10 protein-coding genes are annotated in these 12975 nt (G+C 33.9%); 3 read left to right on the top strand and 7 right to left on the bottom strand.

The annotated features are described in order from the left end of the window. Positions 1–5: 5 nt before the first annotated feature. Entirely contained in the window at positions 6–1586 is a 1581-nt protein-coding gene (locus tag FS85_RS0102055; RefSeq protein WP_010134322.1) for an Ig-like domain-containing protein, read from the bottom strand. Positions 1587–1621: 35 nt separating this feature from the next. Next, positions 1622–2215, bottom strand: a complete 594-nt coding sequence (locus FS85_RS0102050) for a ComF family protein (RefSeq protein WP_160162376.1) — start codon at positions 2213–2215, stop codon at positions 1622–1624. Positions 2216–2373: 158 nt separating this feature from the next. On the opposite strand from FS85_RS0102050, the gene FS85_RS0102045 reads away from it, so the two are divergent. Both FS85_RS0102045 and FS85_RS0102040 read left to right on the top strand, forming a co-directional pair. Then, positions 2374–3285: a hypothetical protein gene (locus FS85_RS0102045; RefSeq protein WP_010134320.1), complete on the top strand. Its 912-nt coding sequence runs from the start codon at positions 2374–2376 to the stop codon at positions 3283–3285. Between the two features lie 106 nt (positions 3286–3391). Then, positions 3392–4936, top strand: a complete 1545-nt coding sequence (locus FS85_RS0102040; RefSeq protein ID WP_010134319.1) for a glycine--tRNA ligase — start codon at positions 3392–3394, stop codon at positions 4934–4936. 115 nt (positions 4937–5051) lie between these two features. Here FS85_RS0102040 and FS85_RS0102035 read toward each other — a convergent pair whose 3' ends face one another. The 5 genes from FS85_RS0102035 to FS85_RS0102015 all read right to left on the bottom strand — a co-directional run bounded on the left by FS85_RS0102035 (position 5052) and on the right by FS85_RS0102015 (position 11545). Further along, on the bottom strand, positions 5052–7289 hold the full coding sequence (locus tag FS85_RS0102035; protein WP_010134318.1) for a polyribonucleotide nucleotidyltransferase: 2238 nt from the start codon (positions 7287–7289) through the stop codon (positions 5052–5054). Between the two features lie 263 nt (positions 7290–7552). Continuing rightward, positions 7553–7822, bottom strand: a complete 270-nt coding sequence (gene rpsO / locus FS85_RS0102030; protein WP_010134316.1) for a 30S ribosomal protein S15 — start codon at positions 7820–7822, stop codon at positions 7553–7555. Positions 7823–7909: 87 nt separating this feature from the next. Continuing rightward, a complete protein-coding gene (gene nhaA / locus FS85_RS0102025; RefSeq protein WP_010134315.1) occupies positions 7910–9073 on the bottom strand; it encodes a Na+/H+ antiporter NhaA in 1164 nt (387 codons plus the stop codon). Positions 9074–9212: 139 nt separating this feature from the next. Further along, on the bottom strand, positions 9213–10007 hold the full coding sequence (truA, locus tag FS85_RS0102020) for a tRNA pseudouridine(38-40) synthase TruA (RefSeq protein ID WP_010134314.1): 795 nt from the start codon (positions 10005–10007) through the stop codon (positions 9213–9215). Continuing rightward, a complete protein-coding gene (locus FS85_RS0102015; protein WP_010134313.1) occupies positions 10004–11545 on the bottom strand; it encodes a hypothetical protein in 1542 nt (513 codons plus the stop codon). Before FS85_RS0102015 ends, truA begins: the two co-directional genes overlap by 4 nt. A gap of 214 nt (positions 11546–11759) precedes the next feature. Here FS85_RS0102015 and FS85_RS14945 point away from each other — a divergent pair, with 214 nt between their 5' ends. After that, the gene (locus tag FS85_RS14945) at positions 11760–12923 is read left to right on the top strand and encodes a 2-isopropylmalate synthase (RefSeq protein WP_010134312.1); all 1164 of its coding nucleotides are present in this window, start codon (positions 11760–11762) and stop codon (positions 12921–12923) included. Positions 12924–12975 lie beyond the last annotated feature (52 nt).

Raw genomic sequence — 12975 nt, 5'->3', positions numbered from 1 at the left:
ATTTTCTATTCAATAGTTATGTTTTCATTAATTTCAGAATTGGCTCTTAGTGTAAGAACTTTTTCGATGTTAATGACTTCTTCGGGTTGAATTTTTAAAGCAAAATTTCCGTTATCATATTGCTTGTTGTTGTTAAGGTCTTTAATAATTCGAACAGTGTATTTTTCGGGAATTAGATCCTTAAAACGTAGAGCACCAGAATCAGAAATACATTGACTAATTTTATTTTTCTTAGCGTCTCTAAGCTCAACGATTAAATTGATTTTTTTAGGATTGTTAATGTGGAGTACAATTTCTCCGTATTCTTCTGGGTTGGTGATGTTAAAAGTAAAGTTTTTTGGATAACTATGAAATCCTAAAAAGTCTACCAAAGCATATTCTTTTAATTTTAATGCGTAAAATGTGTTGTTTTTACGCTCAAAATCAAGCTGAAGCAAATGCTCTTTTGGGTTAGAGATCAACTTAAAATCTACAGGTATCGAATCGTTTTCTAATAACGAAATACTGTCGTTTAAAATGGCTGCTACTGGTACCGTTGTTTTAATAGCAAAGGTGTCTCTAGGATGTAAGGTTCCTCCAATGTTGCTAGAAATAGCAATAGAGTCCATGGCTAATTTTCTAGGTAATAATTTGTAATGTTCTTTTAAAGTGTCCAAATCAACATATAAATGAACGGTATCCTGAGGGATTTCTTTAAACCAAATGTATAAGGAGTCTTGTGCTTTTTCCTTGCTGATAAAATAGTTGTCTTTTTTGATGCCTTCTAGCTGCAATGTGGGTTCTTTTGTTCCGTTGTAACCCAATATAATTTGATTTCCTTTGGTTTGACTTGGTCTAAAAATTTTAAAATCTTTAGCCTCCTTAAATAAGATAAAATCTAAAGAGTCAATAGGTTTGTTTAGGTAAATAGAATCGTTTAAAAAACCAATTCTTTCTAAACCTTTATCGTATTTGTAGTTGTTGTTTTTATCTTCTAATGCAATTAAGGTATAAGTAGCTTCTGATAAATTTTCTAAGCTGTAAAAATTACTTTTTAAAGAATTGGTTAAATAGTCTGGAGTATAGTTTCCTACTAGGGAATCGTGTGCGTTTTTATACCCCATTACACTAATTTCTTCGACATCTTTTTCCGCCAAAGGGTCAAAAATAAAACCATTAACACTTAGAGAGTCTAGCAATTCTCCGGTAGAAAATACGTAAGAAAATCTACCCAATTCATTTTTCTCATTGTTGTCAACAATGCTATTTCCAAAATTTATGGTATAAGTGGTGTTGGGCTTTAATTTCTCTAAAAATTCAATGGTAATTTTTTTAGAAGCATCTGACAAAGGTTTTATTTCGGGTTTTTTCTCCATCGGAGGAGAAATAATTAATTGTTGACTTAGGTTGTTAAAGCGAATGTATTCATCAAAAAGAATGGTTACTTTTTTTGCTTTAAACAAGGTGGTTTTGTTTTGTGGTTTGGCCAAAGCCATTACAGGAGGAATACTGTCTTTAGGACCTCCGTCCGGACTTCCTATTCTTGCACAACTTGCCAGTCTAAACGCAAGTATACATAAGCTGATGATGAAGATTTTTTTGATCATAATTTGGTTACAAAGAAACAGATTTTTTACCATAATTAAGGTACGCAGGCAATGGTAATCACCGAGATTTTTACGTTAAATGCTTTTTTTAGTACTTGGCAACAAGCGGTTAAGGTTGCTCCTGTAGTGATGACATCGTCAACCAAAACAATATGTTGATGATCAAAGGTGTATTTGGGATTAATTTTATAGGCATTTTGTACGTTATAAAAGCGTTCGTCTTTAGTGTTTGTAGTTTGCGATTTGTTGTTGTCAATTTTTATAAGGCCGTCTTTAATAAAATCAACCTTAAAATAGTTAGCCAATGTTGTGCCAAACAAAGCTATTTGGTTGTAACCTCGCTTTTGTTCTTTTTTAGGGTGTAGCGGAATAGGAACAACAGCATCTATACCATAAAAAAAGGAACTGTTTGCTAATTTAGGCAAAATTGAGTGTGCTGCATATTCACCTATTTTCTCTATACCTTTGTACTTTAACGTTCTTAAGAGTGTTTGTGCAGGACTGTTTTTTTGATACACAAATAATGCGATAGCTTGTTCTATAGCAATTCTCCCTCTAAATTTTTGTTGTACGTTATTGTTTGTGTAAGATAAAAACTCTACCTGTTCTATATTTAAGCTGCAGTCCAAACACAGATAATTTTGTTTAGGTAGAATAATTTTTTTGCAATGCAAACATCTATTGGGAAAGAACAAATAGATGATATCTTTCAGTAGAATCATAGCTTTTATTTTAAAAATAAACAATATTTTTAGACTGGATTCTATCCAATAAAATATTTCAACTTATGAAAAACTTAAAAATTGTATTAATTGTTGTTTTACTGCTGGTTATAGGCGGAATGTGGTATTACATGTCATCAGTAACACAAGAGAACGAAGCTTATAAACAAGATTTATTGCAACAAAAGCAAGCGTTACAAACCGAATTTGATTTGGCGATAGAAGATTTAAACACAAGTCAGCAAAAAAATATAGCCATCACTCAAGATTTTAAGGAAGCAAATGACAAATTAGAAAGCATCCGAAATCAATTAAAAAAGTCTAAAGAAGATGTGTTGGCTCTAAAAAAGCAACTTGAAAATTCTAAAACAACCAGTTTTAAAGAGTTGCAAAAAGCAAAAAACACTTTGCTAGAAGTAAAGTTAACCAACAGAATGTTATTTCGTAGCTTAGATTCTATTAAAACGTTAAACGACAGTTTAATGGTAACTATTGCTGTAACCAAATCAGAATTAAACACAGAGAAATTGCAGAGTAAAAGATTACAACTTCAACTATCCGAAGCAACTAAAGTGCAGATTGCAGATGTAGAAGTGTTTGCAGTGCAACAAAAAGAATCTGGCGAGGTAAAAGAAACCAAAAAATACAAAAAAGCCAACGGAATTCAAGTAGTGTATAACGTGTTGAACAACAAAGCACTAAAGGATGTTGAGTGTGATATTTACTATGTTCTAAAAAATGAAGAGGGGTTGGTGTTAAAAACAAGAGGAGATTTTTTGTTTAATGGAGTGAATAAAAAATTTACCGATGGAACACGTTTAATCTTAAACGGAAATACGATGCCAGTAACCGATGTCATTTCTTTAGACAACGTTGCTTTAGAAAAAGGAATCTATACGTTAGAATTTTACAGTGCAGATGGTTTGCTGGCCAACGAATCTTTTGAGTTAAAAAATAGTTTTTTAGGCGTTTTTTAATGCTTTAACCAAAGAGAAGTAATTGCTGATTATCAATTCTTGACAGTAAAATTTTTAATACCAAATAGTTGTAACATATTAACAAAAGCTTTTATATTTTTGCGGAATGGCAAATCAAGAAGATCAATTTAAAAAAGTATTGTCTCACGCCAAAGAATACGGATATGTATTTCAGTCAAGTGAGATTTATGATGGATTAAGTGCAGTATACGATTATGCACAAAACGGAGTAGAACTTAAAAAAAACTTGCGCGAATATTGGTGGAAAGCCATGGTGCAAATGCACGATAATATTGTAGGTTTGGATGCTGCAATTTTTATGCATCCCACTACCTGGAAAGCTTCTGGCCACGTAGATGCTTTTAACGATCCTTTAATAGACAACAAAGATTCTAAAAAGCGATATAGAGCAGATGTGCTGATAGAAGATTTTGCAGAAAAGTTTGAAGACAAGGTTCAAAAGGAAGTAAAAAAGGCAGCAAAGCGTTTTGGTGATGCTTTTGATGAAGCACAATTTTTAAGCACAAACCCTAGAGTTTTAGATTACAGAGCTAAAAAAGAAGAGATTTTAACCCGTATGGGAAAATCTTTAGAAGCAGAAGACTTAGCAGATGTAAAAGCTCAGATAGAAGAATTGGGGATTGCATGTCCTTTGTCAGGTTCTAAAAACTGGACAGATGTAAAGCAGTTCAATTTAATGTTTGGAACAAAACTAGGAGCTTCAGCAGAACATGCAACCGATTTGTATTTAAGACCAGAAACTGCACAAGGTATTTTTGTAAACTTTTTGAATGTGCAAAAAACAGGAAGAATGAAAATTCCTTTTGGAATTGCACAAACAGGAAAAGCGTTCCGTAACGAGATTGTGGCACGTCAATTTATTTTCCGTCAAAGAGAGTTCGAGCAGATGGAAATGCAGTTTTTTGTTCGTCCTGGTACGCAAAAAGAATGGTATGAGACCTGGAAAGAATCACGTTTAAAATGGCATTTGTCTTTAGGTTTAGGAATGGAAAATTACCGTTTCCACGACCATGATAAGTTGGCTCATTATGCCGATGCAGCTGCAGATATCGAATTCAAATTTCCGTTTGGGTTCAAAGAATTAGAAGGAATACACTCTCGTACAGACTTTGACTTAAAAGCACATGAAGAATATTCAGGTAAAAAATTACAGTATTTTGATAATGAAATCAATAAAAGTTATGTGCCTTATGTGGTAGAGACTTCTGTAGGTTTAGACCGTTTGTTCTTGGCTGTTTTTTCTAATGCACTGCAAGAAGAAGAATTAGAAGACGGAAATACAAGAACAGTGCTAAAATTACCTGCAGTAGTTGCTCCAAACAAAGCGGCTATCTTGCCATTGGTAAAGAAAGACGGATTGCCAGAAATTGCCAAAGAAATTTTTGACCAACTTAAGTTTGATTTTAACGTAACTTATGATGAAAAAGATGCCATTGGTCGTAGATATCGTCGTCAGGATGCAAATGGAACACCTTTCTGTATTGCCGTTGATTACGAAACTAAAGAAGACAATTCAGTAACCATACGCCACAGAGATACCATGGAACAAAAACGTGTTAAAATTTCTGAATTAAAATCAATTATTGATGCAGAAGTAAACATGGGAGTTTGGTTAAGCAAAGCTAAATAAATTAATATCTAAGTTTTATAAAAGGAATACTATTTTAGTATTCCTTTTTTTTACAAAGTAAAAAGCCGATTAGAATTTCTAATCGGCTTTTGTTTATTATAGGGAAAAAATAAGACTATTCAGCTTTCTTTTCTTCTCTTGGTTTTCTATTGTCATTTCTACGGTTGTTGTCTCTACGTCCTCCGCCATCTTTGTTGTTGTCTCTAGGAGGTCTAGATTTAAAACCTTCGGGTTTTGGTAACAAGGCTTTTTTTGAAACTTTTTCTTTACGTGTTTTAGGATCTGTACCAAAGTATTTAACGTTAAATACATCTCCCATGTTTACAACATCAGAAACATTTTCTGTGCGTTCCCAAGCCAATTCGCTTACGTGCAATAAAACTTCGTTTCCTGGAGCTTCAGTATACTCTACCACTGCACCAAAATCTAGCATTTTAATTACTTTAACTTCGTAAGTTTCTCCAACTTCCGGTTTAAATAGCATGGCATCAATCTTAGCTAATACAGCATTAATTCCTTCTGCACCAGTTCCTAAAATTTCCACAATTCCTTCTTCGGTAACAGGGTCTTCGTTAATTACAATAGTAGTCTCGGTTACTTTTTGTAATTCTTGAATGTTTTTACCTCCAGGTCCAATCAATTGTCCAATGTATTCGTTAGGTATTACTCTGGTTACCATTTTCGGAGCATGTTCTTTAACGTCAGTTCTTGGAGCTTCAATAGTGTCTGTTAATTTGCTTAAAATATGCAAACGTCCCTCACGTGCTTGTAATAAAGCTTGTGTTAGGATTTCGTAAGACAGTCCTTTAATTTTAATGTCCATTTGACAAGCTGTAATACCATCTGCAGTACCTGTTACTTTAAAGTCCATATCTCCTAAGTGATCTTCATCACCTAAGATATCAGATAGTACAGCCCATTTCCCAGATTCTTGATCGGTAATCAATCCCATTGCAATACCAGAAACAGGCTTTTTCATTTGTACCCCAGCATCTAATAAAGCCATTGTACCTGCACAAACTGTAGCCATAGAAGAAGAACCGTTAGATTCTAAAACTTCTGATACAACACGCACTGTGTAGGGGCAATCCGAAGGAATCATTCCTTTTAATGCTCTTTGTGCTAAGTTTCCGTGTCCTACTTCACGACGAGAGGTTCCTCTTAAAGGTCTTGCTTCTCCTGTAGAAAATGGAGGAAAGTTGTAGTGTAGGTAAAAGTTTTCTTCTCCTTCTTGTGATGGATTATCAATTACATTAGCCTCTCTAGAAGTACCTAAAGTTACTGTTGCCAATGCTTGTGTTTCTCCTCTAGTAAAAATTGAAGAACCATGAGCAGAAGGTAGGTAATCAACCTCACACCAGATTGGTCTAATTTCGGTAGTTTTACGTCCGTCTAAACGTAAACCTTCGTCTAAAACAACATTACGTACAGCTTCTTTTTGAACTTTGTTAAAGTACTTAGAAATAAATTCACCTACTTCTTCTAGTTCTTCTTCTGTATATTCTGCAACAATGCTTTCTTTTACTGTAGCAAACTGTTCGCTTCTTTCTTGTTTAGACGTTCCTGCTTTTGCTATTTCGTAGCATTTATCGTAGGCCAGTTCTTTAACTTTGGCTTCTATTGCTTCGTTTTCTTCTTCTTTTTCGTAGTCACGAACCTCTTTTTTTCCTACTTTTTCTGCCAATGCTACTTGTGCAGCACATTGTACTTTAATGGCTTCATGAGCAAAACGAATAGCTTCTGTCATTTCCTCTTCAGAAATCTCATTCATTTCTCCCTCTACCATAGCAACAGAATCTGCAGAGGCACCAATCATCATGTCAATATCTGCAGTGGCCAACTCTGACTGGCTTGGGTTGATAACAAATTCTCCGTTAATTCTTGCAACTCTTACTTCAGAAATAGGAGCTTCAAAAGGGATGTCTGTAATGGCTAAACATGCAGATGCTGCCAATCCTGCTAAAGAATCGGGCATTACATCTTTGTCTAAAGACATTAGTTGAATCATAATTTGCGTTTCTGCATGGTAGTCCTTAGGAAACATAGGGCGTAACACACGGTCAATTAAACGCATAACTAAAATTTCTTGGTCGCTAGGACGAGCTTCTCTCTTAAAAAAACCTCCTGGAAAACGACCAGCTGCAGCAAATTTTTCTCGGTAATCTACTGTTAAAGGCAAAAAATCTACACCTGGAGCAGCTGTTTTGTTAGATACAACTGTTGCTAATAACATAGTGTTTCCACACTTTACTACAACAGAACCGTCTGCTTGTTTGGCTAATTTTCCTGTTTCTAGTGTAATGGTTTTACCATTTGCTAGCTCAATTGATTCGGTATAAACCGTTGGTATCATAAAATAAAGTTTAGTGAAATTCAACGACTAAATAATGTAATAATTAAAGAATTTGCTGTGACAAATCATTTAATTTTTAAACGTTTAATCATTTAAATCTCTAAATTGTTAAACAAAAAATGTTGTGTTGTTGTTGGGCTTTTTGTTTACAATGGATTCAGAATTCAATCTGATTTTTTTCAAAATGGCCAAGCAGAATGCTGTGCCTATGTGAAGTGTCTAAAATAAAAAAAAGAGGCGATTAAGCCTCTTTATATTCTGAATTATTTTCTTAATCCTAATTCTTTTACAATTGCACGGTAACGCAAAATGTCTGTCTTAGTTAAGTAGTCTAATAAAGCTCTACGCTTTCCTACCATTTTTACCAAAGAACGTTGTGTGTTAAAATCTTTTCTGTTCTTTTTTAAGTGCTCTGTTAAGTGAGCAATTCTGTAAGTGAACAATGCAATTTGACCTTCTGCAGATCCTGTGTCAGTTGCTGAGTTTCCGTACTTTTCGAAAATTTCAGCTTTTTTTTCTGGTGTTAAATACATACTAATATTTTTGTAAATAATTATAATGCAAATTACCTCTTTGGTAATCGGACGGCAAAGATACACTAATTATTTGATTTACAATTGTTATTGATGGATTAATTCTTTCTTTCCTTCTGGTTTGATAAGAATCTTTTTTAAACTAAAGTAGCCTATCAAACCTGCTACTAGTGAGGTGATTAAGATTACAAGCTTAGCTTTGTTAATGAGTTCTTGTTCTTCAAAAGCAAGTAGCGTGATAAAAATGGACATGGTGAATCCTATTCCTCCTAAAAAACCAACACCTGTAATTGATTTCCATGACAAATCTTTAGGTAGTGTACAGATACCTATGCTTACTGCCAAAAACACAAACAGCAAAATCCCCATAGGTTTTCCTGCTAATAATCCTAAAGAGATTCCTAAACTATAGTTTTCGGAAAAAATGTTGTTTATAGAACTGCCTAACACAATAGAGGTGTTGGCCAAAGCAAAAATAGGCAGTACAATAAATGCTACAGGAATATGTAAAAAATGTTGAAGTTTATATGATGTAGAGGTTTTACTACCATCTTTGTATGGAATTGCAAAGGCTAGTAAAACCCCTGTAATTGTTGCATGCACTCCTGAATTTAGCATAAAATACCACATTAAAATTCCACCTACTAAATACACACGTAATGAGGTAACTCTCTTTTTACTGAGCAGTAGCAAAACTCCAAAAATAGCTAAAGCAATCAAAAGGTTGTTCCATAAAATAGTTTTGGTATAAAAGAGTGCAACGATAAGAATTGCTCCCAAATCATCAATAACAGCCAACGCGGTTAAAAATATCTTTAGTCCCATAGGAACCCTGTTGCCTAAAAGAGATAATATTCCTAGTGCAAAAGCAATATCTGTTGCCATAGGGATTCCTGCACCCACCTGTGTAGAGCTGCCGTAATTGAAAAATAGATAAATTCCTGCGGGAACTAAAATTCCACCCAAAGCACCAAATATAGGAAGTAACGCATCTTTAAAGTTAGACAGTTCTCCATGATAAATTTCTCTTTCTAACTCTAATCCAATTAGTAAAAAGAAAATGGTCATCAAGCCGTCGTTGATCCATTGAGTAACGCTTAGTTTTCCAATGTTCATTTGCCAAAGTTCGTTGTACATTTCTCCTAAATCAGAGTTGGAAATAATTAATGAGATTAATGTGCAAACAATCAATAACAATCCTCCTGTTTTTTCGCTTTGAAAAAATTCTTTGTAAAGTTTGTTGTTTTTCATAAGTTTTTGCCTGATGAGATTTGAGAATTAAAAACATCAAAAATAGCAAACAATTCTTTCTTTGTGTGGTTAACTTATTGATAATTAAGTAAATTAGGTGTTTTTACGTAGGCAGAGATGGTGGTATTACTCAGAAAAATTAAGAATGATTTTTTAACTTGTTTTTGTAAAGTATCAATCCGCTTGCGGGAGCAATTTCGGTAAGTAGCTTTCCGTCATCAAAATGGCTAAGAGAGTGCTGAAGGTCTTTTATAGAAATTTCATGCATTCCTAATAAGAATAATTGTCCCATCATCATTCGAATTTGGTACCTCATAAAACCATTGCCAGTAACTTTGTATAGGTAGCTTTTTTTTGGGAAAAAATTGGCTTTGTACAAGGTGTTTTCTTCAATTATCGAGGTTTTTACACTTCTTGTAAATTGGGTGTTTTTGTTAGCGCGTACGGTGTATTTTTTAAAGTTATGAATGCCCTCAAACAATTTAGCTCCCTCCTGCATTAGCGGGAGGTCTAGTACTTGATGTTTTCCAGTCATCAAGCTGGCACAAAAAGGATGATTTCTTTCACCGTGAGAAAACAAGTAGTGGTATTCCTTTTCTTTATTTTGTTGCAAAATGTCAAAAGTAGCATCGACCTTAGTAATGTCTAATATACGAATGTCTTGGGGTAAGTTTTGATTTAGTTGACTTAGTAGCCAGTCTGTTGCGTAAGCGGTTTTGGTGGTTAAGTGACAATGAGTTTCTTGGGCAGATACCATAGCATCCGTTCGGCCAGCTGCCAATGTCTTAAAATGGTGATGTTGAAAAACAAAACGCAATGTTTTCTCTAAGGTTCCTTGCACAGTTTTTACCTTGGGTTGTTTTTGCCAGCCATGAAAACGAAAGCCAAGGTACTGTAATTTAATTAAGTAGTAAGAGTCGTTTTCGTATTTCAATTCAGTCGTTTTATTTTTTGTTTTACAATATCTTCTACGGGTACACCTTTGATATTTGCTTCTAACCAAGACAAAATATCTAAGTATAAAAAAGAGCGTTTTTCGTATGGATGATCTTCGTATATTTTTAGTTCTTGATACAGTTCGTTAAAAGATTTTCGTAGCTGATGTGGGTATAAGTTGCTTAAGTTTCTTAAAAATTTAATCATCTTTTTCTGTACCTCGTACAGGTTGTTCATTTTTAATAAAAACTTATAGGTTGATTTGATCAACTCGTCAATGTTTTCATCTTCTCCAGATTCGTAATGAGCCACCAAATTTAGAACACGTGTGTAGCACAACAAATCCTCTCTCATTTTTAAATCTTTATTTTTAATAATTTTACTTAAATAAACAATACAGTTTTTGTAATCTCCGGCACCAAAATACATACAGGCAATTTTGTAGTAAAATAGCATTACGTGGTGTGCATCTATTTTTTTGTCTGTTTTGTTTAGTTCTACCACCACTTCTTTTACAAACTCGGTACCTTTGTTAAACTCTCCTGTTAAGTAGAACGAGTTAATTTTATGTTGATATAAGTATAAAAAACAAAGGTTTTGTGTGTTTTCGGAAGAGAATTTTTTTTCTTCTCGTATTTCTTTTGTCAGTCTACTTAGTGTTTCCTGAAATTTATCTTTTCGCTGCAAGTAAAAAAGCGACTCTAATAAATAATTCACTGCCTTTAAATAAAAAACAGGATGAAGTTTTTTCATGTCAGGTAGGTCGTGAAACAATTGTACTAATTTTTGAGAATTTCGATAACAAGACAGAAAATCTTGTGTAATAAATCCTTGCCATAAATTGGCTTGATACAAGTACATTTTTCCTGTAAAACCTAATTCAGAAAAAGTATATTTTGGAATACGATCTTTGTAGTATTGCTCAACCAAATGCGTGTCGTTGTCGTTTCTTGCATATCCGTGCTTTAAAAACCAACTGTACAATTGCAAAGAAAGGTTAGAAAGTTTACTGGTAATTACATTTTTTTGATTGATGTTTTTTGCCTCAATTGCTAAAGTGTCTGCACGGTCGTTCATGCTTCGGGTAATGTATTGAGATTCAATTACTTTTTCCAGTTCAATAATCTCGTACGCTAAGTTATACTGTTCTTTGTTAACAGCCACTAATTTGGTTTTGTCTAGCAATCGCAAACTTTGCTTGTACAATCCTTTGGTGTATAGTATGGTGGCAAAATCAATTTGTTCGCGTATTTGTGTAATGCTATTTTGGTGTACTGGGCTTAAACGTAAGCTGATTAATATTTGTCTGTATAAATGAGCTTTTGTGTTAGAAATTTGCTGTTTTTTGATTTGTGTCTTTTCTAAAATCAAATTTTCGTCGTACGTCTTTATTTTGTCCATCCAAACAAACAGCGACATAAAATTAGACTCGGTGTTTCCTCCCAATCTACCAGCATACAACTTAAATTGTCTTTTTTCGGATTTGCTTAACGATTTAATTAAGGAAAATAAGGGATCGTTTTTCTCTTTTTTCATGGGTTGTAAAGTAAGCTAGAACAAATCAAAAGTACAAAAAACTTCAGATTTTTTAGGTTGGATGTCGTAAAGTTTATTTCTCTTTTGTACTGTATTTATTGGGGTTTGACCTAAAAACTCTTTTTTGACCAAAGGAAAGGATATTTAATGACTTTTTGCATAACTACTCATAGCTTTATTTTTGTTAGCTCAACTAAGTTAAAATATAATAGAAATGGCTAAGGAACACGTACAGATTTTTGATACTACTCTTAGAGATGGGGAGCAAGTCCCTGGATGTAAATTAAACACAGAGCAAAAATTAATTATTGCAGAGCGTTTAGATTTACTAGGAGTAGACGTAATTGAGGCAGGTTTTCCAGTTTCTAGTCCTGGAGATTTTAAATCTGTTGAAGCTATTGCAAAATTGGTTAAAAACGCAACCGTTTGTGGATTGACAAGATCTGTAGAAAATGATATAAAAGTAGCTGCAGAAGCATTAAAATACGCAAAACGACCAAGAATACATACAGGAATTGGTACTTCAGATTCACACATACAATTTAAGTTTAAATCTAACAGAGAAGCAATTATAGAAAGAGCTGTAGCTGCTGTTAAATTTGCAAAAACATTTGTAGAGGATGTAGAGTTCTATGCAGAAGATGCAGGAAGAACAGATAACGAATATTTAGCAAGAGTATGTGAAGCTGTGGTAAAAGCAGGAGCAACGGTATTAAATATTCCAGATACTACGGGGTACTGTTTGCCAGATGAATATGGTGCTAAAATAAAATACCTAAAAGAAAACGTTGCGGGTATAGAAAAAGCAACGTTGTCTTGTCACTGTCATAACGATTTAGGTTTGGCTACCGCAAATTCAATTGCTGGTGCAATTAACGGAGCTCGTCAAATAGAGTGTACTATTAATGGTATAGGAGAAAGAGCTGGAAATACGTCTTTAGAAGAGGTAGTTATGATTATGAAACAACATCCAGATTTAAATTTAGACACCAATGTAAATACCAAATTGTTGTACAGTACTTCTCAAATGGTGCAAGAACACATGGGAATGTTTGTACAGGCAAACAAAGCGGTGGTAGGATCTAATGCATTTGCACACTCATCAGGAATACATCAAGATGGGGTTATTAAAAACAGAGAAACGTATGAAATTATGGATCCTGCTGAGGTAGGAGTTACCGAATCTGCTATTGTATTAACGGCACGTAGTGGTAGAGCTGCTTTGGCTTACAGAGCTAAAAATGTTGGATACGAATTGACCAAGCTAGAACTAGATGCGGTATATCCTAAATTTTTAGATTATGCAGATACAAAAAAAGAAGTTGTAGACGAAGATATACATATTTTGATGAGTCAAAACAACATCAAACTAAGCTAAATCTTTATACATAGCAATAAAAAAAGGTCTCTTTTATAGAGGCCTTTTTTGT

The sequence above is a fragment of the Ochrovirga pacifica genome (assembly GCF_000220525.1).
Classification (GTDB): Bacteria; Bacteroidota; Bacteroidia; order Flavobacteriales; family Flavobacteriaceae; genus Ochrovirga; species Ochrovirga pacifica.
This window is presented reverse-complemented; position numbering and strand designations above follow the sequence as displayed.

Coding starts and splice junctions, on each gene's coding strand:
- FS85_RS0102055 (WP_010134322.1), bottom strand. CDS start 1,586: ATGATCAAAAAAATCTTCATCATCAGCTTATGTATACTTGCGTTTAGA.
- FS85_RS0102045 (WP_010134320.1), top strand. CDS start 2,374: ATGAAAAACTTAAAAATTGTATTAATTGTTGTTTTACTGCTGGTTATA.
- FS85_RS0102040 (WP_010134319.1), top strand. CDS start 3,392: ATGGCAAATCAAGAAGATCAATTTAAAAAAGTATTGTCTCACGCCAAA.
- FS85_RS0102035 (WP_010134318.1), bottom strand. CDS start 7,289: ATGATACCAACGGTTTATACCGAATCAATTGAGCTAGCAAATGGTAAA.
- rpsO (WP_010134316.1), bottom strand. CDS start 7,822: ATGTATTTAACACCAGAAAAAAAAGCTGAAATTTTCGAAAAGTACGGA.
- nhaA (WP_010134315.1), bottom strand. CDS start 9,073: ATGAAAAACAACAAACTTTACAAAGAATTTTTTCAAAGCGAAAAAACA.
- FS85_RS0102015 (WP_010134313.1), bottom strand. CDS start 11,545: ATGAAAAAAGAGAAAAACGATCCCTTATTTTCCTTAATTAAATCGTTA.
- FS85_RS14945 (WP_010134312.1), top strand. CDS start 11,760: ATGGCTAAGGAACACGTACAGATTTTTGATACTACTCTTAGAGATGGG.